Below are 23,800 nucleotides of genomic sequence, written 5' to 3'. Positions count from 1 at the left end.
TGTGACGCGCGAGGCCTTGCGGAAGATATCTGTGCGAAGGCCGTGTCGTTCATGACGGATCGTTTCTGAGCCCGACATGCGCGTTGGCGGTTAATCGACGCCCCGCCCTAGAGCGGACAAGCTGAACCGCCGATATGAGTCAGGAGCGGACATTGAGCCCCCTCCCCACTTCCCCGAATACCCGCCTGAAGCTCACCTTCAGCGCTTCATCCGCTTCATCCATGGTCGCGGGGACGCCGAGGTCGACCAGGCTGGTCACCCCGTGTTCCTGGATGCCGCAGGGGACGATGCCGCCGAAGTGGTCGAGCTCGGGTTCAACGTTCAGGCTGATGCCGTGGAAGCTGACCCATTTGCGGACCTTGACGCCGATGGCGGCGATCTTGTCCTCGCGGGACCAGGTCCCCCCTCCGTCATTTGGCCCCTTGCGCTCGACCCAGACGCCGACGCGGCCCTCGCGCACGTCGGCGGGGACGTTGAACTCGGCCAGGGCGCCGATGATCCATTGCTCGAGGCCGCGGACGAAGGCGCGGACATCCTTGCCGCGCTGGTTGAGGTCCAGCATCACATAGGCCACGCGCTGGCCCGGGCCGTGGTAGGTGAACTGGCCGCCACGCCCCGAGCGGTGGACGGGGAAGCGTCCGGCGTCGAGCAGGTCGTCGTCCCTGGACGAGACGCCCGCCGTGTAGAGGGGCGGATGCTCCAGAAGCCAGATCAGTTCAGGGGCTTCGCCCGCCGCGATCGCGGCTGCGCGGACCTCCATGAAGGCGACGGCCTCGGGGTAATCGACGTAACCGTCGGCGACGAGCCATTCGACGGGCCGGCCGTCGGGACGCCGAAGTTTTGCGGACAGGTCGCTTAAGGACTGGGAAAGCATGATGGCTCCAATGTGGGGATCAGGAGCGCCATGCAAGACCACTCCGCCCTGTCACACCCGGTAACCGAGTCCTCAGTGAGCCAGATCGAATCCGTCAACGTCGAGATCTCGGTCGTCCTGGGGCGCTCCGTGCTGCCCATGAGCCAACTGCTGAAGATGGGCCGTGGGGCGGTGATTCCGCTGGATGCGTCCGAGCACGATGAAGTGTGGATCCTCGCCAACAACCACCCGGTGGCCAGAGGCGAGATCGAAATTCGCGAGGATCGCATCGCGATCACCGTGACGCGCCCGGCGGACGTCTACGACTTCATGGCCGGAGCGGCGTAGCGCTTTAGCGCCCGCCATAGCCTTCCCCCTTTTCTTTCCCCGCGACCTCCGCTATCAGCCGCCCTCCGATGCGAGCGGTCGTGGCGGAATTGGTAGACGCGCAGCGTTGAGGTCGCTGTGGGGCAACCCGTGGAAGTTCGAGTCTTCTCGACCGCACCATCCTGCTTCGCCCTTCGGGCTTCGCAGGACTGGACATTGGAATGAGGCGAAGCAGGATGCCCTGCGAAGCCTTGGCGTAGCAGGGCTGCCCTTTACCGAGGTCGCCATGCACTACGTCTATTTGCTCGAAAGTCACGCCGATCCGGCTAAACGCTACGTCGGCGTGACTTCCGATCTCAAGGCTCGCCTGCTGGAGCACAACAGCGGGAAATCCACGCACACCGCGAAGCACGCCCCTTGGCGGGTCGTCACCTACATCGCGTTTTCGAGCCGTCGTCAGGCCGAGGCTTTCGAACACTACCTGAAGTCCGGTTCAGGCCACGCTTTCGCCCGTAAACGGCTTTGGTCATCTTGACCGTGGCCTGCCCTTGGTGGACAGACAGCTATCGACCGGGTGCTTACGCGAGCACCTGATTTATCAAGGCGAATCATCGGCTAGATGCTGATCTGACAGACTGAGGGAGGCCGCAGCGTGAGCACCACCGCAACCGCCCCTCACTCGCCCCAAGACGACGACATCGAACACATCGCCCTGGACGAGGATTACGTCCTGACGCCCGCCTTCGTGGAGAAGGTGGTCGACGCCGCCGATGACGGCGACGGGATGAAGCTGCGGTCGCTGCTGGAAGACCTGCACCCCGCCGACGTGGCCGATCTGATGGGCTTCCTGACCGCAGAGCACCGGGCGGTGGTGACCCTGTGGCTGCCGGCCGACCTGCTGGCCGAGACCCTGCCCGAGCTGGACGACAGCATCCGCGAGGAGGTGCTGGAGCGCGTCCCGCACCTGACGCTGGCCGAGGCGCTGCAGGAACTGGATTCGGACGACGCCGCGGCGGTCGTGGAGGATCTGGAGGACGACCAGCGCGAGAAGGTGCTGGCCGCCATGCCCGAGGTCGATCGCGCGGCGATCGAAAGCTCGCTGGGCTATGCGGAGGACTCCGCCGGTCGCCTGATGCAGCGCGAGGTGATGGCCGCGCCGCAGTTCTGGAACGTGGGCGACACCATCGACCACATCCGCAAGCAGGGCGAGGAACTGCCCGAGCTGTTCTTCGACATCTATGTGGTGGACCCGCACAACCGTCCGGTAGGCGGGGTGGCGGTGAGCCAGCTGCTGCGCAGCCCGCGCGCGACGACCCTGCTGGATATCATGGAGCCGGTGAACGAGATCACCGTCGGCCAGGACCAGGAAGAGGTCGCCTACATCTTCGAGAAATATCACCTGATCTCGGCGCCGGTCATCGACGCGGCGGGCCGGCTGGTCGGGCAGATCACCGTCGATGATATCGTCAACATCATCCAGGAGGAGAACCGCGAGGACATCCTGCGTCTGGCCGGTGTGGCCGACGAGGACCGCGGCTCGTCCGTGCCGGAGATCGTGCGCAGCCGGGTGCCCTGGCTGGCGATCAACCTGGCCACCGCGACCCTGGGCGCCAGCGTCATCGGCTGGTTCGAGGGGACCATCCAGCACATCGTGGCGCTGGCGGTGCTGATGCCCATCGTGTCGGCCATCGGCGGCAATGCGGGGACCCAGGCCCTGACCGTGACCGTGCGCGCGCTGGCGACGCGTGAGCTGAACAGCTCGAACGCGCCGCGCACCTTCTGGCGCGAGCTGATCGTGGGTCTGGCGAACGGACTGGTGCTGGCGCCGCTGATCGGTCTGGCGACGGCCCTGTGGTTCCGCGACGAGGACTGGCGGATCGGGCTGGTGATCGGGGCGGCCATGGTGCTGAACCTGCTGGTGGCGGCCTCGGTCGGGGTGCTGACGCCCCTGACCCTGTCGAAGTTCAAATTCGACCCGGCGGTGTCATCCGCCGTGTTCGTCACGGCGACGACGGATTTCTTTGGTTTCCTGATCTTCCTGGGCCTCGCGACCATCGTCCTGCTTTGACGAGGCTGTGAGCGGCGCGGGTCTTGCGGGTTCTCCTCGCAAGCGTAAGCGTCCGTCCCGATCTGGAACATTCCTGTGCCCGACACGAACAGGCCCCGTCTGAAAGTCTCCCGCGCGGGGATGGTGCTCATCAAGAGCTTCGAGAGCTTCCGGCCGCGCGCCGTGCAGCGCGACGATGGCCGCTGGGTGATCGGCTATGGCCACACCGCCTCGGCCCGCGAGGGGCTGACGGTGGGCGAGCAGGACGCCGAACTGCTGCTGCAATACGACCTGATGCCGGTGGCCAAGGCCCTGAACGAACAGGTCGAGACCGAACTGAACCAGCACCAGTTCGACGCCCTGGCGAGCTTCGCCGTGTCGGTGGGCGTGGACCGGTTCATGGGCTCGGACGTGCTGAAGCGGCTGAACGCCGGGCATGCGGGCGAGGCGGCGGATGCGCTGGTCGGCTGGCCCGAGAGCCTGTCGCCGGACGCGGCCCTGCGCCGTCGCGCCGCCGAGCGGGCGCTGTTCGTGGCCGATCCGTCATCGCCGGTGCTGCTGAGCGACCTGCTGGCCGCGCCCCTGCCGCCGCCGCCGGTCGTTGAGACGGCGCCTGATGTCGCGCCTGAGCCGGTGACCGATCCGAACGCCAGCCGGGCCGCCGCGGTGGCTTCGCTGCTGGGCGAGACGCCGGAGGCTCTGGAAGCGCCCGAGGCGGAGAGCCTGCCCGAACCTGAGCGCGAGCCCATCGCGCCGGAGCCGGTGACCGGAGCCGAGCCCGAAGCCGAGGTCGAGACCGTCGCCGAGTCGGAGCCGGAAATCGAGACCCCGGCCGAGCCCCAGGCCGAGCCGCCGCGTCGCCTTCCGCTGCCGGACGTGTGGCAGCCGCAGGGTCACGAATGGAACACGCCGGTCACCGCGACCAGCGCCGCCCATTTCCAGCGCTATTCCGCCTATTCGGCCGCCATCGTCGGCCCCCTGCCCGGCTTCCCCCCCGCGCGTCCGATCGCGCCGGAGCCTGAGCCCGAGGTTCAGCCGGAGCCCGTGGTCGAGCCGGAAGCCGTCGTGGAGACCGCGCCCGAGCCGGTGATCGAGGTCCAGCCGGAACCTGCGCCCGAGCCCGACCCCGAACCCGCGCCCATCGTCTGGCCCGAGGCCCCGGTGGTGGAAGAGCCGGTCGCCGCGCCCGAGGAGACCTTCACCCGCTTCGAGTCGCCGGTGCAGACGCCGGTCTTCCCGTCCACGCCGGTCTTCGCCCCGGCCAGCACCCCGTCGCCCTTTCCCCCGCTGGAGCTGACCCCGGCGGTCGAGGCCGACTTCGCCGAACCGGCCCGCGAGGCCTGGGCGCCCGAGCAGCGCGCCCAGCCGGACGCCGAGGAGACGGTGCTGTTCGAGGAGGAGCCGCCGCTGGCGGTGCTGCGTCACGAGGTGGAGCCCACCCCGGCACGCCGCTTCGGCCTGATCGAGACCGGACCCTATCTGATCATGGGCGGTCTGGGCCTGTTCTCCTGCGCCGCCTCGGCCGCCGCCTTCCGCAAGGCGGTGAGCGATCCGCTGCCGACGAATGAGTTCACGGTGATCGCCTGGGTCCTGGCCCTGATCGGCGCGATCTGCGTCGGGGTGGCGACATGGAACCTGTATGTGAAGGCCGGGAAGCCGGAGTAGGCTTCAGCGTTCGTGAAGCGGCCACCGCCCCTCCACCATCCGTCGCCTGCGGCGTCGGACGATCCCCCTCCCCCTGCGCTTTCGCTTGGGGGAGGAATGAGCTACCTCGCCTTGCATGAGCATTCCCTTCGCGCCCCAATCCATGGAATTCGGCCTCGGCGAAAACGCTGACGCCATCCGCGACACCACCGCCCGCTGGGCCGCCGACAAGCTGGCGCCGCGCGCCGCCGAGATCGACGAGAAGAACGAATTCGCCCGCGACCTGTGGCCCGAGATGGGCGAACTGGGCCTGCACGGGATCACCGTCGAGGAAGAGTACGGCGGCCTGGGCATGGGCTACCTGGAGCACGTGGTGGCGATGGAGGAAGTCTCCCGCGCCTCGGCCTCGATCGGCCTGAGCTACGGCGCCCACTCGAACCTGTGCGTCAACCAGATCCGCCGCTGGGGCACGCCGGAGCAGAAGGCGAAATACCTGCCCAAGCTGATCTCGGGCGAACATCTGGGATCGCTGGCCATGTCGGAGGCCGGATCGGGCTCGGACGTCATGTCGATGCGCACCCGCGCCGAGAAGAAGGGCGACCGCTACGTCCTGAACGGCACGAAATTCTGGATCACCAACTCACCGACGGCGGACACCCTGGTGGTCTACGCCCGCACCGGCGAAGGCTCGGGCGGGGTGACCACCTTCCTGATCGAGAAGGGGATGAAGGGCTTCAGCGTCTCCAAGAAGCTGGACAAGATGGGCATGCGCGGCTCGGACACCGCCGAGTTGGTGTTCGAGGACTGCGAAGTCCCGGAAGAGAACGTCATGGGGCCGCTGGGCGGCGGCGCGGGCGTGCTGATGAGCGGTCTGGACTATGAGCGCACCGTGCTGTCGGGCGGCCCGCTGGGCATCATGCAGGCGGCGCTGGACGTGGTCCTGCCCTACGTCCGCGACCGCAAGCAGTTCGGCAAGGCCATCGGCAGCTTCCAGCTGATGCAGGCCAAGGTGGCCGACATGTACGTGGCCCTGAACAGCGCCCGGGCCTATGTCTACGCCGTGGCCCGCGCCTGCGATGCGGGCAAGACCACACGCTATGACGCGGCGGGCGCGATCTTGCTGGCGTCGGAGAATGCGGTGAAGGTGTCGCTGGAGGCCGTGCAGGCCCTGGGCGGCGCCGGCTACACCAAGGAATGGCCAGTCGAACGGCTGGTCCGCGACGCCAAGCTGTACGACATCGGCGCGGGCACCAATGAAATCCGCCGCTTCCTGATCGGGCGTGAGCTGCTGGGGTCATAACTCTGGCGAGAGTGCCGATCCGTGCTGCGTTTGAGGCATGGCTTTTCTGGATCGCACCGACTCGTCCAAGCCCAAGGGGGTAGAAACCTACCGCACGGCCGGCGTCGCGTGATGGTCGAACCCCCGCGCGGCTCCGCGTTGAAGAAGGCCTCGCGCATCTCCGCGCCGGTCATGCTGTCCTCTTCCGTGCCGCCCATGCCGTCGACCTCGGACTGGAAGGTCGGGACGTCGCTGGACGGCTTGAGCGCGCGCAGGCGGATCTGGCGCCCGGACTGGACCGCGTCGCGCACCTGCGGGTCGGCGAATTCGGCGACCATCTGCTGGGCGGCGGGGGGGCGCGTCCACCAGCGCGATGGAGGGTTCGCGCGCGACCCACAGCACGCCCGCCGTCGCGGCCATCGCGTCGGCTCCGGCGAGAATGAGCAGGTCGAGCTTTTCCATGCGCCATGGTTGCGGGCGCGCCCGTAAAGGTTGGGTTTGGGGATGTGGCTAACGGAACCGGCGGGAGGGCGGGCGGTTGTCGGGGGACCAGAAGGAGCCACGCCATGCCCGCCGTATCCGCCGCCCAGCAGAAGGCCGCCGGAGCCGCCCTGTCCGCCAAGCGCGGGGAGACGCCGAAGTCGAAGCTGAAGGGCGCCTCGAAATCGATGGTCGAGTCGATGAGCGAGAAACAGCTGGAAGAGTTCGCGCACACGAAGCGCAAGGGGAAGCCGGAGCATGTGGGGTCGAAATAGCTCCAGATAGCGCCGTCACCCTCGGGCTTGACCCGAGGGCCGGATGGTCCGCTGTCTGTGCGGGGCAAGCCCGCGGATGACGGCCTGAGACACGCATGACCCTGACCGAGACCTCTACCGGGCGGCCGCGCGCGTTTTCGGACGTGGTCGAGGCCCTGGGCGCGCGGAAGGGGGCGAAGCTCTGTCTGGGCGAGATCGTCGAGGCGTTCGGGGAGCGGGCCTTCGGGCCGGTGATCTTCTTCTTCGCCCTGATCAACATGCTGCCCTGGCCGCCGGGCGGGACGACTCTGACCGGCGCGCCCCTGCTGCTGCTGTCGATGGAGCTGGCGCTGGGGCGGGACAGCCTGTGGCTGCCGGGCTGGCTGGAGCGGGTGTCGGTGGACCGGGCGACCTTCCGCAAGCTGAGCGGCCGGTTCCGCAAGCCGCTGCACCTGACCGAGAAACTGGCCCGGCCGCGGCTGTTCTTCATGACCGGCGGACTGGGCCAGGGGCTGATCGGACTGGCCTGCGTCTTCCTGTCGGTGGTGCTGGTGCTGCCGGTGTGGGGCGGCAACCTGCTGCCGGCGGTGGCGATCGGCTTCTTCGCCCTGGGGGTGATGCAGCGCGACGGTCTGGCGGCCCTGATCGGTTGGCTCCTGACCGGGGCGACGGTGGCCGTGCTGTTCATCGCCTGGACCCTGATCGTGGCCAGCATCGAGCACGGGCTGCGCTGGATCGGCCACATATTCTGAAGCCCTTGTGTCGCATGGACGTTTGTTAAGTGGCGAAACGGCTTGGCCGTGCCTAGATCACACCTTCCCCCGCCTCCGGATTCTCCGTCAGCCGATATGCCCGATTACGACTATCAGGCCGACACACGCCGGTTCTCGCAGGTAATCGAGGATATCGGCGCCAAGGACGACCCGAAGCTCTACCTGGGCGAGCTGGTCAACGCCTTCGGCGAGCGGGGCTTCGGGGCCCTGATGCTGTTCCTGGGACTGGTCAGCGCCGTCATCGGCGCGGTGCCGGGCACGACCACCGTGCTGGGCATGCCGATCCTGCTGATCGCCTTCCAGCTGGTCATCCGCCGCGACCAGCTGTGGATGCCACGCTGGGCGCTGAAGAGCAGCATCGACCGCGAGGGCTATCGCGTGGCCATCGCTAAGGTGATGACCCCCCTGCAAAAGGTCGAGCGGTGGTCGCGGCCCCGGCTGTCGATCATGACCAGCGAACTGTCGGAAATCCTGATCGGCGTCGCCTGCATCATCCTGTGCACCATCCTGGTGCTGCCGATCCCAGGCGGGAACCTGATCCCGTCGCTGATCATCGTGGCGTTCGGATTCGGACTGGTGCAGCGGGACGGCGTGGCCATCCTGGCCGCCTGGTGCGCCATCGCCCTGCTGGGCGTTGGCGGGGTGGTGATCTGGCTGACCTGGGCCTGGGTCGCGCCCTATCTGCTGCCGGTCTGGGAGTGGCTGACCACCCTGGTGCCCGAAGGCTGGCACTGGTTCGCGAGCCTGTTCGCCTAGGGCCGGAAACGCGAGACGCCGGAGAGGTTTCCCCCTCCGGCGCCTGCGAGAGCCTGAATAGAAATCAGCCGCGGAACAGCGACATGATCAGCTGCGGAGTCTGGTTGGCGATGGACAGGGCCTGAACCCCCAGCTGCTGCTTCGTCTGCAGAGCCTGGAGCTTGGCGCTTTCCTTCGCCAGATCGGCGTCGACCAGATTGCCCACACCCGCTTCCAGCGCGTCCGACAGCTTGCCGACGAACGACAGGTGGGTGGTGAGCGCCTTCGACTTGGTGCCCAGACGCGCCAGGGCGCCCGAGACGTTGTCGATGGAGGCGGAGACGGCCGCCAGAGAAGCCGTCGCCTTGGTCAGCGTTTCGATCGACTGGGTCACCGCAACCGTGACTGTCGTGCTGCCCAGAGCCATGACTTCAGCCGGCACCGTGAGGGAGGCCGTGCCTTCCGCATTGGCCAGGGCCGTGAAACCGTCGGCGGCGGTCTTCAGCAGGTTGACCCCGTTGAATTCAGCGTTCTTGGTGACAGAGGCGATCTGGTCGCGAAGGGCTTTGAAGTCTTCGTTCAGGGCGGCGCGGGCCGCGGTCTTGAGCGACTTGTCAGTCGCCGCGAGGGCTTTCTCCTTCATCTGCAGCAAGAGGTCAGAGACCGTCTCGCCCGCCGCCATCGCCACGTCGGTCGCGGCGACGCCGCGATCGAGTGACTGTTTCACCGCGTTCAACGCCCCGATGTCGGCACGTTGCCCCTGAGCGATCGCCCAGATGGCTCCGTTGTCCTTAGCCGACGAAATCTTCAGGCCGGTGTTGATCCGGGCCTGAGTCGTCGACAGCTGGGCGTTGGTCGCGTTCAGGTTCTGGAGCGCCACTTGAGCGCTCACGTTCGTGTTGACCGACATAACCATCGGGTAGTTCCTTCCATTCTGGTCGGTTGTGAAAGGCCTTCTGGCCTTAGAACCGGTTCTGGTTCGCGCACGCCCACGCAAGGAACGGGCCGGGGCAAGTGCTTGATTTGTATGGAAGGGTATGGGGCGCGGGCTGCCGGTCGGCAGAATTGGCCGGGCATCACCTCCCCGTTCGCGAAGGCGAATGGGGAGGACAGACCGACGCGTCAGCGGCGGTCAGGAGGGGGCGGCTCCGTCAGGGCAGGAGACGCCTCGAACACCGGTGTTGGAGGGCCAACGGCAAACGCCTGCGCCGCCCCCTCCTGATCGGCGAAGACGCCGATCTGTCCTCCCCATCGCCTTGAAGGGGCGATGGGGAGGTGAACTGTAGGTCAGGCCGCTTGGGCCGGGGCGCCGGCGAGGCCCTGCATGATCATGCGGTTGATGTCGATCAGGTCATCAAAGCTCTCCTCGCCGCGCATGACGGCGGACGAGTGGCGGCCGATGAACAGGCTGAGCGAAATGATCTGGGCGCGCAGGGGCATGGCCATGGCGTTGTCGGGGTTCGAGCAGTCGGTGGCGAGCGCCGACCACAGGCGGCGGTTCCAGTCGAGCGCGTCGATGCGCGTCGCCGTATCCGAAGGATCGACGGAGGCGGCATGCATCAGCGCCCGGGTCACCTGCCCGAACAGTCGGTATTCAGCCTCGCGCGGGGACTCAGCCCGCGTCGCCGCGGTCTTGTATGCCTGAAGCGACATTCGCCAGACCTTCCTCGTAATCCACCAGTTTGCGGGCCGACATCAGGGCCTTGTAGTACTCGCGCGCCATGACGTGCCGCGAGGCGGCGACGCAGTCGGCGAGGATTTCGGGGTTGCGCGTGGCGCCCATGAACTCGGTCAGGCGCAGCGCGAATTCGTCATAGACCTTGGGGGCCGCCGCCTCGTCCAGGTACATCATCATGACCGGGAAATAGATGCGTTTGGCGGGCGTGGTCGCCTCGGCCATCTGCATGATGTCCTTCTCGCGCAGGACGCTGGCCTTGTTCTGCAGGATCAGCACGCCGCGGCGGTCGCCGTTCTGGACGACGGCGCCATTCAGGACGAATTTCTCGCCCGGCTTGAGCGACAGCTTCAAAGGCATATGGGCGACTTTCCCTCGGGGCCCGGCCTGTGTTTCTAGGAAGCCGGTGACCAACGCACGTTAAACAGACGTGGTTAACCATCTCTTGTAAGGCGACGGGGTTCTATCCCCTATCGATCCGGGTTCCTGAGTCTCCCCCATGTCCGCCGCCGCCACCTTCGACGAAAACTCGGCCCACGCCCCCGCCCCGACGGCGCAGGGGATCGCGGGAGACGCCGCCTCCCCTGACGCCATCCGCAAGCTGTCCCGGTCACTGGCCGGCGCGAAGTCGGTGAAGGCGCAGAAGAAGGCGCTTGAGCTGCTGAAGCTGTCGCTGGCGGCGATCCGGGTGGCGGATTTCGACAAGGCGACCCAGAGGGCGCTGGATGCGCTGAAGGCCGACGAGACCATGGGGGTGGCCTGGCACGTGCTGGCCATCTGTCAGGAGAAGCAGAACCAGTTCGGGGCGGCGATCCACGCCTATGAGGCGGCGCTGCAGCTGCTGCCGGACCACACCGACATCGCCCACGACCTGGGCCGTCTGGCGCAGCGGCTGGGCTATCTGGACATCTCCGAGAAGCTGCTGCTGAAATTCCTGGCGGGCAACCCGGGACATATCGAGGCGACCAACAACCTGGCCTGCGTGCTGCGCGACCAGAACCGCTATGACGACGCGGTCGAGCTGCTGCGGCCGCTGCTGCAGATCGAGAGCGACAGCTCGGTGCTGTGGAACACCTTGGGCACGGTGCTGAACGACCAGGGCCGGCTGAACGAGGCGCTGACCTTCTTCGAGGAGGCGCTGCGGCTGGACCCGACCTTCGCCAAGGCCCGCTACAACCGCTCGAACGTGCGCCGTCCGCTGGGCGACGTGAAGGGCGCGCTGGAGGATCTGGAGGCCGCCATGACGGGGGCCGAGGGCGGGTACGAAGTGGCCATGATGAACATGGCCCGCGCCCTGATGCTGATGGGCGAGGCGCGCATCCCCGAAGGCTTCGAGGCCTATGAGGTGCGTCTGGACCGCAACTTCCCCGACGCCCTGCACGTGGCCGTGGACGCGCCGCGCTGGGACCCGAAGACGCAGGAGATCGCGGGCAAGCGCATCCTGATCGTCGGCGAACAGGGGATCGCGGACGAACTGGTCTTCTCGAACTGCGTGCAGGACCTGATCGACGCGGTCGGGCCGGACGGTCAAGTCTATCTGGCGGTCGAGCAGCGGATGGTCGGCCTGTTCCAGCGCGCCTTCCCGCAGGCCGTGGTGGGCGGACACAAGGCGGTGCGACTGGAAGGCCGTCTGACCCGCTATGTCCCCTTCGCCGAGGAGATCGCGGAGACGGAAGGCAAGCTGGACTACTGGACGCCCATCGCCAGCCTGATGGCGGTCTACCGGCACACGCTGGAGAGCTTCCCCGGACCGCGCCAGTACATCGTGCCGACGCAGGAGAAGATCGACCACTGGAAGGCCGAACTGGCCAAACTGCCCGAGGGGCTGAAGGTCGGGCTGCACTGGAAGAGTCTGGTGATGACCGGGGCGCGGGCGGCCTTCTTCGCCGCCGGCTTCCAGCGCTGGGAGCCGATCCTGCGGGCGCCGGGCTGCGTGATGATCAACCTGCAGTGCGGCGATGTGTCCGAGGACCTGGCGGCGGCCGAGGCAGCCGGGGTGTTCATCTGGACCCCGCCGATCAATCTGAAGGACGATCTGGAGGATGTGGCGGCCCTGTCGGTGGCCTGCGACGTCGTGCTGGGGCCGGGCATCGCCGGGACCAACATCGCCGCCGCAGCGGGCGCGCGGACCTGGATGGTGGCGGCGCCGGACGACTGGCACCTGATGACCACGGACCACTACGTCTTCTATCCCGAAACCAAGATCTTCGTGCGCGAGGCGGTCGACGGCTGGCCCGAGGTGATCGACCGGATGCGGGCGGCGCTGGATCGGGTGGTGGCGGACGGCTGGAACGCCGCCTGAAACGTGGCGTTGTCTTCCTGAGACATCAGGGAGGCGAAAATGCCCGAACTCGACGACTACAGGGACGACCAGGAACAGTCTGAAGTCTTTGACGAAACCCACCTCGACGACGAGGGGGACGGCGACTTCCTGCTGGACGAGGCGGACCCGGTGCTGGACGTGACCCAAGCCGACGGCGACGCCGATGACGAAGACTTCGACGAGGACGATCTGGATAGCGTCGAGGACGGTCTGGGCGCCTCCGGGATCGAGGCCGAGGCTGACGCCCTGCTGGGCGTGGACGGCGAACGACTGACCGAGATCGATGGCGAGAGCAGCGGCCAGCGCGGCGCCGACGAGGTGGAGCTGGTCTATTCCGGCCTGATGGAGAACTCGCGCGGGGCCCAGGCCAGCGCGGCCCATTGGGAGGCCAAGACCCTGTCCGACGACGACATCGCTGACCTGGGCTACGGCCCGGACGGCGACGAAGATCACCCCACGACCTGAGAAGGAGAGAGACGATGACGGCTCAATCCGAGCACCTGAACCAGACGCAGGAAGACTGCGACCCCGACACCCCGCACGCCAAGCGCGCCCGCCCCGTCAAGGGCAAGCCCGACCAGATGGCGGACAAGCAGCACGACGCCGAGGACCGGCAAGAGGCGCTGGTCGATGAAGGCGTCGAGGAGACGTTCCCGGCGAGCGATCCGGTGAGCGTGAAGCGGATTACGTGATCCTTTTCCTTCTCCCGATGGGAGAAGGTGGCCGGGCGGAGCCCGGTCGGATGAGGGTCGACTGCTGAAGTCGGTGTAAGCCGCTGCTCAGGCCAGAGACGCGGCTTACGCCGAATGCGGTCCGTAGCCCCTCACCCTTTCGCGCCACCGATCGCTACGCTCTCGGGCGCTCAAGCCCTCTCCCGCCGGGAGAGGGTTTCAACTTTTAACCCGCCACGTCGCGCCGGTCGGCCCATCCATCACCACCACATTCAGCGCGTTCAGCCGGTCGCGGATGCGGTCGGCCTCGGGCCAGTCCTTGGCGGCGCGGGCGGCGGTGCGTTGCTCCAGCAGGGCCTCGACCTCGGTGCGGAGGTCGTCGGAGACATCGCCTTCCAGCCAGGCCGCCGGATCGTTCTGGAGCACGCCCAGCACGGCGGCGCAGGCCAGAAGCTGGCCCTTGGCGACGGCGACGGCGGCGTGGTCGCCCGCGGTCATGCCGCGCTCGATCTCGCTGGACAGGGCGAACAGGGCCGCGGCGGCACCGGGGGTGTTCAGATCATCCTCGACGGCCTTGAGGAAGTCGGCGGGCAGATCGTCCGGCCCGGCCTCGACCGCCGCCGCGCGATGCAGGGCGCCGTAGAGGCGGTCCAGCGACTTGCGGCTCTGCTCCAGCAGGGCCTCGTTCCAGTCCAGCGGCTGGCGGTAGTGGGCCGAGAGCAGCGACCAGCGGATGACCTCGCCCGGCAGGCGCTCCAGCAGAGCGTGGGGCAGCAGGATGTTGCCCAGCGACTTGGACATCTTCTCACCGTCCAGCGTCAGAAAGCCGTTGTGCATCCAGTAGCGGCTGTATTCGGCGTGCGAGTCCGCGCCATGGGCGTGGCCGTGGGCGCAGACGCCCTGGGCGATCTCGTTCTCATGGTGCGGGAAGACCAGGTCGATGCCGCCGCCGTGGATGTCGATGGGCAGACCAAGGTTGGCCTCGATCATGGCCGAGCATTCGATGTGCCAGCCCGGACGACCGTCGCCCCACGGGGACGTCCACGAGGGCTCGTTCTCCTTGGACGGCTTCCAGAGGACGAAGTCGTGCGGGTTCTTCTTGTAGGGGGCGACCTCGACACGGGCGCCGGCGATCATGTCGTCCAGATTGCGGCCCGACAGCTTGCCGTAGGTCTCATATGAGGAGACGTCGAACAGGACGTGACCCTCGGCGGCATAGGCGCAGCCGTGGTCGATGATCGCCTGGATCTGGGCGACGATGGCGTCCATGTGCTCAGTGACGTGCGGCGCGATGTCCGGCGGCGAGACGTTGAGACGCCCCATGTCTTCCAGATAGGCGGCCTCGTAGCGGGCGGTGATCTCGCTGATCGGCACGCCTTCCTTGAAGGCCTTCTGATTGATCTTGTCGTCCACGTCGGTGACGTTGCGGGCGTAGATCACCTTGTCGGCGCCATAGGTGCGGCGCAGCAGGCGGACCAGGACGTCGAAGACGACCGGCGGGCGCGCATTGCCGATGTGGGCGAAGTCATAGACCGTCGGGCCACAGACGTAGAGCGTCACCCGGTTCTCGTCTTTCGGCGTGAACACGCGCTTTTCGCGGTGCAGGGTGTCGTGGATCGTCAGGGGCATTGTGAGCCGATGGCCTTGAGTTTTCTTGCAGGACGGACCGTCCGCCCCATATAGCCGTGCTGCCGCGCGTGCGAACAGCACCCGAGGTCTATAAAGGGAGAGCGGCGCGCGTCCATCCGGGACCTTCGTTCCGGCGCTACTTCGCCGCTTGAGTTGAGAGAATGAGCGTCACCCCCGTCCTGACCAGCGACAACGACCAGGTCCAGCGCCCGTCCCGCGAAGAGGCCCTGAAGGCCGTGCGCACCCTGCTGGCCTGGGCCGGTGACAATCCGGACCGTCCGGGGCTGATCGATACGCCCAAGCGCGTCGTGGACGCCTATGGCGAATGGTTCGACGGCTATGACGCCGATCCGGCCAAGGAGCTGGGCCGCATCTTCGAGGACGTGCAGGGCTATGAGGACATGGTCCTGCTGCGCGACATCGAGGTGGAAAGCCACTGCGAGCACCACATGGCTCCGTTCCTGGGCAAGGCCTATGTCGCCTACATCCCGAACGAGAAGGTGGTGGGCATCTCGAAGCTGGCCCGCGTGGTCGAGATCTATTCGCGCCGCCTGCAGACGCAGGAGGTGCTGACCAACCAGATCGCCGACGCCATCGAATCAAGCCTCGCGCCGCAGGGCGTGGCGATTCTGATCGACGCGGAACATCAGTGCATGACGACCCGCGGCGTGCACCATCGCCACGTTTCGACCATCACCACCCGCTTCACTGGCGCCTTCAAGACCGACGCGGCGCTGAAGGACCGGTTCCTCAAGCTCGCGAAGGGCTGATCCGGTTCGCCTGACGGGCGTATTCGGGGCGTCATGCGACGCTTCGGAACCTCGATGACGCCGAAGCCGCTTTACAAGCCGGTTCCGGGACGCCAAGAGACGAACCGAAGCTTTCAGTAACGCTCGCTGCGGAACGCGCCGGGCCTGATGGAGACACCCGCTATGGGCGCCAAACTTTCCGGTCCCGGCAGCAAGGCCGGCACGATCGACCAGAACGCCGACATCAACGTCACCCCGTTCGTGGACATCATGCTGGTGCTGCTGATCATCTTCATGGTCGCGGCCCCGATGGCCACCGTTTCGATCCGCCTCGACCTGCCGCCGGCGGTTCCGCCGCCCCCGGGCACGGAACAGAAGGATCCGGTCTACATCTCGATCCAGGAAGGCGGCGACCTGTACATCGCCGAGCGCCAGACCACGATCGCCAACCTGCCGGCCGATGTCTGCGCCGCCCTGGAAGCCGCCAACTGCCGCGAAGAGCGCGTGTTTGTCCGCGCCCAGGCCGAAGTGACCTACAACCAGTTCATGGAAGTCATGAACACCCTGCAGGCCAACGGCTTCTTCAAGGTCGGCCTGCTGAACGAAGACATCGAATAGGCTTTTCGCCGGTTTGTACGGATCAGGGCCGCTTCCCGATGGGAGGCGGCCCTTTTTCATGGGCGCTTGTCCGCCCGGCATGGGGATCATCCAGTGGCGCACCTCGGCTCGTGCCACTGCCGCGGCGTGACGCTTGGCTGACCGCCGAACGGGTGGAGCGGACCACCTGCGACTGTTCGCTGTGCGTGAAGAAGAATGCGGTGATGACCAAGGTCCCCGAGGATGCGCTGGAGGTGCTCCAGGGCGAGGACCTGCTGGCGCTGTACGAATGGAACACGCACCGGGCGAAGCACTATTTCTGCAGGCGTTGCGGCATCTATGTCTTCCATCGCAAGCGCGCCGCGCTGGATCATTTCAGGGTCAATGTCTTCTGCCTGGACGACTTCGATCCGGAGACCTTGCCGCTGCGGGAGACCGAGGGGGCGAACATGACGGTGGTCGATCCCAAGCCACGGGCCGAATGGCCAGGGCCCAGAACGCCGGGCGTGTCCGGCTGACATCGCGCGCGACACCTCTTTTTCACGCCCCCTTCCCGCCCTGAAACCGCCCGAAGGCCAGCGCGAGCTTGGCCGTCCGCCGCATGACGTGGCGGTCTGACAGGGAGGATTGACCATGGGTGCGAGAATTTCAGGCCCCGCCGGACAGGACGGAGCCACGGTCGAGCAGAATGCGGACATCAACGTCACCCCGTTCGTCGACATCATGCTGGTGCTGCTGATCATCTTCATGGTCGCGGCGCCGATCGCGACCGTGTCGCTGAAGCTGGACCTGCCGCCGCCGGTGATGAACGAGCAGCCGCCGCGCGATCCGGTCTATGTGAGCGTGCAGGAGGACGGGACGCTGTTCCTGGCGGAGAAGCAAACATCCATGGAAAGGCTGGCCGCCGACGTCTGCGCCGCGACCGGAAGGGGCGACGCCTGCCGCGAGGAGCGCATCTTCATCCGCGCCCAGCCGGAGGTCCGCTACGACCAGTTCATGGCGGTGATGAACGGACTGAAGAGCAGCGGCTTCGACCAGGTCGGCCTGCTGAACGAGGACATCGACTAAACCAGGCCGGGGCCGTCCTCACGCGGGACGGCCCTTCGCCCGGCAATCAGGGTGAAGACCAGCCACAAACTGGCCGCCGGACCGGCCAGCAGCGCCAGGCTGACGAACCCGTTTGTCAGGACGGCCGGAAGAGACAGGTTCAGGGCGAGCTGAAGCAAGGCCGCCAGAATCACCGTCAGGAGAGCCAGCGCGGGCGCGAACTGCATGAGGATGGTGACGATCGCTGCGCGACGAGCCCGGGCGACGCGCTGCATCAGCACAGCCGCGCCCATAACAATCCCGCCGAGATAGGCCCACCAGCCGAGGAAACCGCCCAGGACGAGCAGTTGCAGGGCTGCGGCGACAGGATCCGACGAGCTGTTCACGCTCGACTGTCCCCTCACATCCCGAGTGGGCAAGACAGGGCGCTGATGCCCCCTACTGAACCGACTGGCGGGGCTGGTTGGCGGTGCCGCCCGGGGCCGCGTCGGCTGCCTGATAGGGGCGTTCACCCGCAGGTTCGGCGGCGGCGGGAGCCGGGGCGCGCGCGGGGGTGCGGGCCGGAGCCGGGCGACGCGCGGGCGGACGCTGGGCGGCCGGTCGCGGGGTCGGGGCGGCAGCGGCGGGCCCGGCGACGGCGGGCTGGGGCGCAGGCGCGGCGGCGGGCGGCGCGGCGGCGTCCTGAGCCGTCGGAGCCGGAGTTTCAGCGGCGGCGCGCGCGGCGCGGGCGGCCAGTTCCTGCTGGGCGGCGAAGCGGCGGGCCAGCTTCTCGGTCAGCGAGCGGGCGGCGGCGGGGTCCATCTGGGCCATGACGGCGGCCAGGGTGCGCGGACGCATGGCGGCCGCGACCGGCAGGCGGACGTCGTCATCGAGGGTGGCGAAGACGCGGGCGGCTTCGCGCGGGCGCATGGCGGAATAGACGGCGACCAGACGGTCGGTCTCCGCTTTCTGCTTCTCGTCGACCTGACCCAGCATGGCGGCGACCTCGGCCTTGACGGCCTCGAGGGCCTGGACGCGGGCGTCCAGCTTCTGCTCGGCGGCGGTCAGCAGGGGCAGCATGGAGGCCATGTCGGTGTCGCGGGCGTCCAGCTCGGCGCGACGGGCCGAGAGCGACTGGATGATGCGCAGCTCGGCCGGGGAGATGCCCGCCTGCTGGGCCAGCTGTTCGGGCGTCAGGGCGCAGACCGCGGCGGCGGGCTTCGGCGCGTCCGAGGCCGGGACAGCCTCCTCGGCCCAGGCCTTGGCGCCTTCGAACAGGCCCGGCGCCACGCCGACGGCGCGGATGAGCACCACGCCGCCGATGGCGACGGCGATCAGGGGCAGGAGACGCGGAATCTTGGCCATGAAAGGAACTCGAACCCTTGGAGGGAGGTCAGGCGGCGAACAGGTCGTCGTCCAGACTACGACGCGCCTGATTGAGGCTTTGCTTCGCAGACTGGTTAGCGGTCAGGGCGCCAAGAATGGCGTGGACATTGCTCGCGGCGGCCGGACGGGCCGGAGCGGCCATGCCCTGGATGCGCTCGGCCAGCGCCTGCATGCGGGCGGCGCGAGCCTCTTCCTCGGAGACCGGCGGGGCGACGGGAGCCGGCCGGGGCGCGGGGGCCGGGGCGACGGCGCGGGGCGCCTCGGGCGCACGGGCCGGAACATATTCGCCGCCACGGGCGATCAGGGTTTCCAGCTGGGCCTTGACCTCGCGGGCCTTGATGATGCGGTCGTGCAGGAGGTCGGTCTCCTGCCCCGAGGCGCGCAGCGAGGCCAGGGCGGCTTCGGCGCGCCCCGCGGCGGTGTTCAGGTCGGTGACGGCGGAGGCGAAGGCCAGCTGACCGGCGCGCAGGGCCGCCAGCTTGCGCTCCAGCCGAACGCCGTAGCCCAGGGCCGCGACCAGCAGCAGCATCAGGATGCCGTCCAAAATCATGCCGGTCATCAGCGTTTTCCCTTCACCAGACTGGAGGCGGCCTCGACGTTCACCGGGGCCTCGACCCGCACGGCGATGTGCTGGCCCTTGCGGCCCATGCGGCCGATGGTCAGCGGAATGCTGCCCGCGCGCACCGAGACGGGCGAATCCGGGGTGGCGTTGAGCATGAGGGTGTCGCCGACCTTGAAGTCGAGCACCTGCGACAGCGGCAGCTGCTGCTCATCCAGAACGCAACGGACCTCGGTCTCGGTGGTCCAGAGCTCTGTGGCCAAGTGGCCTTCCCAGATGTTGTCGCGACCGAATTTCTCACCCATGAACTGCTGCAGCAGCATCTTGCGGATGGGCTCCAGCGTCGAATAGGGCAGCAGCAGCTCGACCCGGCCGCCGCGATCTTCCATGTCGATGCGCAGCTTGACCAGAATGGCCGCGTTGGCTGGACGGGCGATGGCGGCGAAGCGCGGATTGGTCTCGAGCCGGTCCAGGGTGAAATGCACCGGGGTCAGGGGTTCGAAGGCGGCGCGGGCGTCGGCCAGCACGACCTCGACCATGCGCTGGACCAGAACCCGCTCGATGGTGGTGTAGGGGCGGCCCTCGATGCGCAGGGCCGCGGTGCCGCGACGGCCGCCCAGCAACACGTCCACGATCGAATAGATCAGGTTCGAGTCGACCGTCAGCAGGCCGTAGTTGTCCAGCTCCTCGGCCCGGAAGACCGCGAGGATGGCAGGCAGCGGGATGGAGTTCAGATAGTCGCCGAAACGGATCGAGGAGATGTTGTCCAGCGACACCTCGACGTTGTCGGAGGTGAAGTTGCGCAGGGACGTCGTCATCAACCGCACGAGACGGTCGAAGACGATCTCGAGCATCGGCAGGCGCTCGTACGAGACCAGGGCCGAGTTGATGATGGCCCGGATGCCGGAGCGTTCGGAGCCGTCGTCATCGCCGAGGTCGAAGCCCAGAAGGCTGTCGATCTCATCCTGATTGAGGACGCGTTCAGTCGCGATGGGGCGATCGTCGGCCAGAGGCTCGGCGAACGGATCGTTGTCATCGGCGAAGGCGGCGTCACTCATCCGGGTTACTGCACCAGCATTTCTTCGATCAGGACGGCGTCGACCTTGCCGGGGGCGGCGATCAGGTTGACGCGACGCAGGATCTCGGCGCGCAGCTGGAAGCTGCCGGCCGAACCGGCCAGGTCCTCGGGGCGCAGCTCGCGCAGGAAGCTTTGGAACATGTCCTTCATGCGCGGCATCTCGCCCTGCAGATGCGACGCCACTTCAGCGTCCTGCATCTCGAGCGTGAGCTTGAGCTTGAGGTAGGTCGGGCGGCCTTCCGCCGACTGAATGTTCATCACCATGTCGGGCATGGTGTAGAAGGTGACGCCGTCGGGCCCCTCGGCGATGGTGCCGAGCGAGGGGTCAGCCGCGCCTTCCGCGCCGCCGCCGTGACCGCCGCCGCCCTTCTTCTCCGCGCCGTGACCGCCCTTCTTGTCGGCCTTCTTCTCCTCGCCATGACCGCCGCCGTGGCCTTCCTCGGCGGGGGCGGACTTGGGCTGCATCATCACGAAGGCCGCCGCGCCGCCACCGCCCAGCACGACCAGCGCCGCCGGGATGATGATGAACAGCAGGGGCAGCTTCTTCTTGGCGGGCGCGCCTTCGCCCTCTCCGCCCTCGCCGTCAGTGACGGCCGGCAGATTGGCGTCCGCGTCCTTCTTCTTCCCCAATTTCAGCATTCGCCCCGAGCCCTGAGAATCTCAGGGTCTAATTCAGCCGGGTTTGGTTAACGAGCCGTTTACGATCGGCAAATCCTGCCGGGCGCCCTGCGCAGCTTGGCGGCCGAAATGCCCGCCAGCACTGGATTAGCCCTGTTGGCACGACCGTTGCGACGGCGAAGGGCGAAAGGAGCCGCCCGTGGAAAACGCCGCCTACGTTGGACTGTCACGCCAGATGACGCTTCGCCGCGAACTGGACGTGGTCGCCAACAACATCGCCAACGCCGACACGAACGGCTTCAAGGTCGAGCAGTTGATGGTCGGCGTCGAGGTCGGCGAGCGGGCTCGCAACGCCTTCGTTCGCCCCGGCGTCAGCTTCGTGCTGGACAATGGCGTGGGTCGGGACTTTTCGGCGGGCTCGCTGTCGCAGACGGGCCGGACGCTGGACTTCGCCATCGAGGGCGACGGCGCCTTCTTCAAGGTGCAGGACGGCAATGGCGAGGCCTACACCCGCGACGGCGCCTTCACCCTGGACCCGACCGGCCAGCTGACGACCAAGCAGGGCCAGGCCGTGCTGGGCGACGGCGGTCCCATCATTCTGGACACCACCCTGGGCGAAGCTTCGGTCGGCGCCGATGGCACGATCACCCAGGACGGCGAGATCGTCGGCCGCCTGTCGGTGGTCCGTTTCGACAGCCTGGGCGTGCTCGAGAAGGGCGGTGACGGCCTGTACCGCAACGCCTCGAACGCCGCGCCGGTGGAGGCCCCGGAGGCCCAGATCCGTCAGGGGATGCTGGAAGGCTCAAACGTCAATCCGATCCTCGAGATCACCAATCTGATCGAGATCCAGCGCGCCTACGAGAGCGTGACGCGGATGATCGAAAACACCAACGACCTGTCCCGTCGCTCCGTCGAGCGGCTGGGTCGCGTCGGTTAAGGGAGAGCTGAGACATGCGTGCGCTCAGAACCGCAGCCTCGGGCATGGCCGCCCAACAGCTGAACGTCGAGGTCATCTCGAACAACATCGCGAACATGAACACCGTTGGCTACAAGCGCCAACGGGCCGAGTTCCAGGACCTGCTGTACCAGAACGTCGAGCGGATGGGCGCGCAGTCGTCCACGCAGGGAACCGTGGTCCCGACGGGCATCCAGATCGGCGCCGGCGTGAAGGCCGGGGCGGTCTATCGCATCACCGAACAGGGCACCCCGACCAACACCGGCGGCCGCTACGACATGGCCATCCAGGGCCGCGGCTACTTCCAGATCCTGATGCCCTCGGGCGAGACGGCCTATACCCGCGCCGGCAATTTCTCGGTCAACGGTGAAGGCCAGATGGTCACCGAGGACGGCTATGCCGTGCAGCCGAACATCACCATCCCCCAGGACACGGTGGACGTTCAGATCTCGAAGTCCGGCCAGGTGCAGGTCTTCACCCAGGGCAATGCGACGCCGCAGACGGTCGGTCAGCTGGAGCTGGCGACCTTCTTCAACGAGGCCGGTCTGGAAGCCATCGGCGACAACCTGCTGCTGGAGACGGCGGCCTCGGGCGCGGCCAACGTCGGCACCCCCGGCGAGGTCGGCTTCGGCGAGATCCAGCACAAATACATCGAGGCCTCGAACGTCGACGCCGTGTCGGAAATCTCGGCCCTGATCATCGCCCAGCGGGCCTATGAGATGAACTCGAAGGTCATCACCACCGCCGACCAGATGCTGTCGGTCAGCGCGCAGGTGAAGTCGTGAAGTCCCTGATCCTCGGCGCCGTCGCCGCCCTGATGCTGGCCGGTCCGGCCTTCGCGGGACCGGTGACGCTGAAGGCCAATCCGGTGGACGACGACGGTCAGGTCACGCTGGGCGACATCTTCGACGGCGCGGGCGCGGCGGCCAACGTGGTCGTCGGCAATCGCGCCGGCCCCTCCATCGTGTTCGAGGCCGCCCAGCTGCAGGGCATGGCGCGTCAGGCGGGACTGGACTGGGCAAATCCGACCGGGTTGCGCCGCGTGGTCGTGCGCCACGCCGCTGCGGCCCCGGGCGCATCGGCGTCCGCCGGCGTCGAAATGGCCGCCGCCGCCCCTGCCCGCCCTGTCACCACCCGCGCGCCAGGCCCGGCGGAACGGGTCATCGCCCGCAACGACATGGTCGAGGTCCTGTATGAGGCGGGCGGCGTGCGTCTGACCATCACGGGCCGGGCCGAAGGCAATGCGGCCCAAGGCCAGCGCCTGGCCATCCGCAACCTGCAATCCAACCGCATCATCGACGCCGTGGCCACCGGCCCGGGCCAGGCCATCGCCGGTCCCGCCGCCCGAGGCTCCGCCCCGTCCCAACAGTTCGCCGCCCGCTAAGGGGAAGCTTCATGCGTACCGTCCTGATCCTCGCCGCCGCCGCTGTTTCGCTGGGCGCCTGCTCCACCGCCGTGGAGGCCGTGCGCGGCCCCGACCTGTCGGCCATCGCCTATCCGGCGGCCATGGTCCCGGCCAGCCAGGTCTATCTGCCCTCGGCGGAGCAGCAGCGCGCCGAGCGCGCCGCCAGCGCCAACAGCCTGTGGCGGGTGGGCGCCCGCACATTCTTCGGCGACCAGCGCGCCCGGCAGGTCGGCGACATCCTGACGGTCAACATCGACATCGATGACCGGGCCCAGACAAACAACTCGACCAACCGCAGCCGCACCAACTCGGCCTCGGGCGGGGTGACCAACTTCTTCGGCCTGGAGAACAGCCTGGGCCGCGCCTTCCCCGGCGGTTTCGACCCGGCCAACATGATCGGCACCGAGGGCGAATCGAACGCGACCGGCTCGGGCTCCGTGAACCGCGCCGAGAAGGTCAGCCTGACCATCGCCGCCGTGGTCGCCGACGTGCTGCCGAACGGCAATCTGGTGATCCAGGGTCGGCAGGAAGTGCGCACCAACCGCGAGGTCCGCGAACTGACCGTGGCCGGGATCGTGCGTCCGGAGGACATCTCCTCGGCCAACACCATCAACCACACCCAGATCGCCGAAGCCCGCATCAGCTACGGCGGCCGCGGCGACATCAGCCGCATGCAGGCGACCCCGGCGGCGCAGTCGCTGGTGGAGCGGTTCAGCCCATTTTAAGTGGGTCGCGGA

Annotated in this window: 30 protein-coding genes and 1 tRNA gene; 21 read left to right on the top strand and 10 right to left on the bottom strand. The window is 67.6% G+C overall.

All coding sequences use genetic code 11. The annotated features are described in order from the left end of the window. Positions 1 to 139: 139 nt before the first annotated feature. Positions 140 to 874: a lipoyl(octanoyl) transferase LipB gene (gene lipB / locus ACTIEF_RS09260; RefSeq protein WP_439471844.1), complete on the bottom strand. Its 735-nt coding sequence runs from the start codon at positions 872 to 874 to the stop codon at positions 140 to 142. Between the two features lie 30 nt (positions 875 to 904). On the opposite strand from lipB, the gene ACTIEF_RS09255 reads away from it, so the two are divergent. The 10 genes from ACTIEF_RS09255 to ACTIEF_RS09210 all read left to right on the top strand — a co-directional run bounded on the left by ACTIEF_RS09255 (position 905) and on the right by ACTIEF_RS09210 (position 8,413). Then, on the top strand, positions 905 to 1,201 hold the full coding sequence (locus ACTIEF_RS09255) for a FliM/FliN family flagellar motor switch protein (RefSeq protein WP_439471843.1): 297 nt from the start codon (positions 905 to 907) through the stop codon (positions 1,199 to 1,201). Between the two features lie 74 nt (positions 1,202 to 1,275). Next, positions 1,276 to 1,360: transfer RNA gene (locus ACTIEF_RS09250), tRNA-Leu, on the top strand. Positions 1,361 to 1,466: 106 nt separating this feature from the next. After that, a complete protein-coding gene (locus ACTIEF_RS09245; RefSeq protein WP_439471842.1) occupies positions 1,467 to 1,715 on the top strand; it encodes a GIY-YIG nuclease family protein in 249 nt (82 codons plus the stop codon). Between the two features lie 117 nt (positions 1,716 to 1,832). Beyond that, positions 1,833 to 3,248 (top strand): magnesium transporter, encoded by a 1,416-nt coding sequence (gene mgtE / locus ACTIEF_RS09240; protein WP_439471841.1) that lies wholly within the window; start codon positions 1,833 to 1,835, stop codon positions 3,246 to 3,248. A 123-nt stretch (positions 3,249 to 3,371) separates the two neighbouring features. After that, positions 3,372 to 4,892 (top strand): glycoside hydrolase family protein, encoded by a 1,521-nt coding sequence (locus tag ACTIEF_RS09235; RefSeq protein WP_439471840.1) that lies wholly within the window; start codon positions 3,372 to 3,374, stop codon positions 4,890 to 4,892. A 115-nt stretch (positions 4,893 to 5,007) separates the two neighbouring features. Continuing rightward, positions 5,008 to 6,171, top strand: a complete 1,164-nt coding sequence (locus ACTIEF_RS09230; RefSeq protein ID WP_439471839.1) for an isovaleryl-CoA dehydrogenase — start codon at positions 5,008 to 5,010, stop codon at positions 6,169 to 6,171. A gap of 111 nt (positions 6,172 to 6,282) precedes the next feature. Further along, a complete protein-coding gene (locus ACTIEF_RS09225; RefSeq protein WP_439471838.1) occupies positions 6,283 to 6,639 on the top strand; it encodes a hypothetical protein in 357 nt (118 codons plus the stop codon). Positions 6,640 to 6,716: 77 nt separating this feature from the next. Next, on the top strand, positions 6,717 to 6,905 hold the full coding sequence (locus ACTIEF_RS09220; RefSeq protein WP_439471837.1) for a DUF3008 family protein: 189 nt from the start codon (positions 6,717 to 6,719) through the stop codon (positions 6,903 to 6,905). A 95-nt stretch (positions 6,906 to 7,000) separates the two neighbouring features. After that, positions 7,001 to 7,636, top strand: a complete 636-nt coding sequence (locus tag ACTIEF_RS09215) for an exopolysaccharide biosynthesis protein (protein ID WP_439471836.1) — start codon at positions 7,001 to 7,003, stop codon at positions 7,634 to 7,636. 96 nt (positions 7,637 to 7,732) lie between these two features. Next, a complete protein-coding gene (locus ACTIEF_RS09210) occupies positions 7,733 to 8,413 on the top strand; it encodes an exopolysaccharide biosynthesis protein (RefSeq protein WP_439471835.1) in 681 nt (226 codons plus the stop codon). A 64-nt stretch (positions 8,414 to 8,477) separates the two neighbouring features. On the opposite strand, the gene ACTIEF_RS09205 is transcribed toward ACTIEF_RS09210, so the two are convergent. The 3 genes from ACTIEF_RS09205 to flbT all read right to left on the bottom strand — a co-directional run bounded on the left by ACTIEF_RS09205 (position 8,478) and on the right by flbT (position 10,427). After that, complete coding sequence (locus ACTIEF_RS09205) at positions 8,478 to 9,308, bottom strand: flagellin (protein WP_439471912.1); 831 nt, start codon at positions 9,306 to 9,308, stop codon at positions 8,478 to 8,480. A gap of 371 nt (positions 9,309 to 9,679) precedes the next feature. After that, complete coding sequence (gene flaF, locus ACTIEF_RS09200; protein ID WP_439471834.1) at positions 9,680 to 10,045, bottom strand: flagellar biosynthesis regulator FlaF; 366 nt, start codon at positions 10,043 to 10,045, stop codon at positions 9,680 to 9,682. Further along, positions 10,005 to 10,427 carry a flagellar biosynthesis repressor FlbT gene (gene flbT, locus ACTIEF_RS09195; protein WP_439471833.1) on the bottom strand — a complete coding sequence of 141 codons (423 nt, stop codon included), beginning with the start codon at positions 10,425 to 10,427 and terminating at the stop codon, positions 10,005 to 10,007. Before flbT ends, flaF begins: the two co-directional genes overlap by 41 nt. Before the next feature lie 139 nt (positions 10,428 to 10,566). On the opposite strand from flbT, the gene ACTIEF_RS09190 reads away from it, so the two are divergent. Genes ACTIEF_RS09190 through ACTIEF_RS09180 form a run of 3 tightly spaced genes read left to right on the top strand, consistent with a single transcriptional unit; the run spans position 10,567 to position 13,082 of the window. Continuing rightward, positions 10,567 to 12,369, top strand: coding sequence for a tetratricopeptide repeat protein (locus tag ACTIEF_RS09190; RefSeq protein WP_439471832.1), 1,803 nt, complete (start codon positions 10,567 to 10,569; stop codon positions 12,367 to 12,369). Between the two features lie 39 nt (positions 12,370 to 12,408). Further along, positions 12,409 to 12,855: a hypothetical protein gene (locus tag ACTIEF_RS09185; RefSeq protein ID WP_439471831.1), complete on the top strand. Its 447-nt coding sequence runs from the start codon at positions 12,409 to 12,411 to the stop codon at positions 12,853 to 12,855. A 14-nt stretch (positions 12,856 to 12,869) separates the two neighbouring features. Continuing rightward, positions 12,870 to 13,082, top strand: a complete 213-nt coding sequence (locus ACTIEF_RS09180) for a hypothetical protein (protein WP_439471830.1) — start codon at positions 12,870 to 12,872, stop codon at positions 13,080 to 13,082. Positions 13,083 to 13,280: 198 nt separating this feature from the next. Here ACTIEF_RS09180 and cysS read toward each other — a convergent pair whose 3' ends face one another. Continuing rightward, positions 13,281 to 14,690, bottom strand: coding sequence for a cysteine--tRNA ligase (cysS, locus tag ACTIEF_RS09175; RefSeq protein ID WP_439471829.1), 1,410 nt, complete (start codon positions 14,688 to 14,690; stop codon positions 13,281 to 13,283). A gap of 161 nt (positions 14,691 to 14,851) precedes the next feature. Between cysS and folE the strand changes: the two genes are divergently transcribed. The 4 genes from folE (at position 14,852) to ACTIEF_RS09155 (ending at position 17,104) form a co-directional block, all read left to right on the top strand. Then, positions 14,852 to 15,460: a GTP cyclohydrolase I FolE gene (gene folE, locus ACTIEF_RS09170; protein WP_439471828.1), complete on the top strand. Its 609-nt coding sequence runs from the start codon at positions 14,852 to 14,854 to the stop codon at positions 15,458 to 15,460. Positions 15,461 to 15,622: 162 nt separating this feature from the next. Then, complete coding sequence (locus ACTIEF_RS09165) at positions 15,623 to 16,057, top strand: biopolymer transporter ExbD (RefSeq protein WP_439471827.1); 435 nt, start codon at positions 15,623 to 15,625, stop codon at positions 16,055 to 16,057. A gap of 110 nt (positions 16,058 to 16,167) precedes the next feature. Next, the gene (locus tag ACTIEF_RS09160) at positions 16,168 to 16,554 is read left to right on the top strand and encodes a GFA family protein (RefSeq protein WP_439471826.1); all 387 of its coding nucleotides are present in this window, start codon (positions 16,168 to 16,170) and stop codon (positions 16,552 to 16,554) included. Between the two features lie 115 nt (positions 16,555 to 16,669). Next, positions 16,670 to 17,104 carry a biopolymer transporter ExbD gene (locus tag ACTIEF_RS09155; RefSeq protein WP_439471825.1) on the top strand — a complete coding sequence of 145 codons (435 nt, stop codon included), beginning with the start codon at positions 16,670 to 16,672 and terminating at the stop codon, positions 17,102 to 17,104. On the opposite strand, the gene ACTIEF_RS09150 is transcribed toward ACTIEF_RS09155, so the two are convergent. The 5 genes from ACTIEF_RS09150 to ACTIEF_RS09130 are packed head-to-tail and all read right to left on the bottom strand — an operon-like array spanning position 17,101 to position 20,724. Continuing rightward, positions 17,101 to 17,469: a hypothetical protein gene (locus tag ACTIEF_RS09150; protein ID WP_439471824.1), complete on the bottom strand. Its 369-nt coding sequence runs from the start codon at positions 17,467 to 17,469 to the stop codon at positions 17,101 to 17,103. The genes ACTIEF_RS09155 and ACTIEF_RS09150 overlap by 4 nt on opposite strands. Positions 17,470 to 17,521: 52 nt before the next feature. Then, a complete protein-coding gene (locus ACTIEF_RS09145) occupies positions 17,522 to 18,427 on the bottom strand; it encodes a MotE family protein (protein ID WP_439471823.1) in 906 nt (301 codons plus the stop codon). Between the two features lie 28 nt (positions 18,428 to 18,455). Beyond that, the gene (locus tag ACTIEF_RS09140) at positions 18,456 to 19,007 is read right to left on the bottom strand and encodes a DUF6468 domain-containing protein (RefSeq protein ID WP_439471822.1); all 552 of its coding nucleotides are present in this window, start codon (positions 19,005 to 19,007) and stop codon (positions 18,456 to 18,458) included. Beyond that, positions 19,007 to 20,065, bottom strand: a complete 1,059-nt coding sequence (gene fliM, locus ACTIEF_RS09135; protein WP_439471821.1) for a flagellar motor switch protein FliM — start codon at positions 20,063 to 20,065, stop codon at positions 19,007 to 19,009. The genes ACTIEF_RS09140 and fliM overlap by 1 nt, the downstream gene beginning before the upstream one ends. A 5-nt stretch (positions 20,066 to 20,070) precedes the next feature. Continuing rightward, positions 20,071 to 20,724, bottom strand: a complete 654-nt coding sequence (locus ACTIEF_RS09130) for a flagellar basal body-associated FliL family protein (protein ID WP_439471820.1) — start codon at positions 20,722 to 20,724, stop codon at positions 20,071 to 20,073. Positions 20,725 to 20,902: 178 nt separating this feature from the next. Here ACTIEF_RS09130 and flgF point away from each other — a divergent pair, with 178 nt between their 5' ends. The 4 genes from flgF to flgH are packed head-to-tail and all read left to right on the top strand — an operon-like array spanning position 20,903 to position 23,788. Further along, the gene (gene flgF / locus ACTIEF_RS09125) at positions 20,903 to 21,640 is read left to right on the top strand and encodes a flagellar basal-body rod protein FlgF (protein ID WP_439471819.1); all 738 of its coding nucleotides are present in this window, start codon (positions 20,903 to 20,905) and stop codon (positions 21,638 to 21,640) included. Between the two features lie 14 nt (positions 21,641 to 21,654). Further along, complete coding sequence (gene flgG, locus ACTIEF_RS09120; protein WP_439471818.1) at positions 21,655 to 22,443, top strand: flagellar basal-body rod protein FlgG; 789 nt, start codon at positions 21,655 to 21,657, stop codon at positions 22,441 to 22,443. Further along, positions 22,440 to 23,042, top strand: coding sequence for a flagella basal body P-ring formation protein FlgA (locus ACTIEF_RS09115; protein WP_439471817.1), 603 nt, complete (start codon positions 22,440 to 22,442; stop codon positions 23,040 to 23,042). Before flgG ends, ACTIEF_RS09115 begins: the two co-directional genes overlap by 4 nt. Positions 23,043 to 23,053: 11 nt before the next feature. Then, positions 23,054 to 23,788, top strand: coding sequence for a flagellar basal body L-ring protein FlgH (flgH, locus tag ACTIEF_RS09110; protein WP_439471816.1), 735 nt, complete (start codon positions 23,054 to 23,056; stop codon positions 23,786 to 23,788). The last annotated feature ends 12 nt before the right edge of the window (positions 23,789 to 23,800 follow it).

This window comes from Brevundimonas sp. (assembly GCF_051858995.1).
Classification (GTDB): domain Bacteria; phylum Pseudomonadota; class Alphaproteobacteria; order Caulobacterales; family Caulobacteraceae; genus Brevundimonas.
Note: the sequence above shows the minus strand (reverse complement) of the source record. Positions and strands in the feature narration are given on the sequence as shown.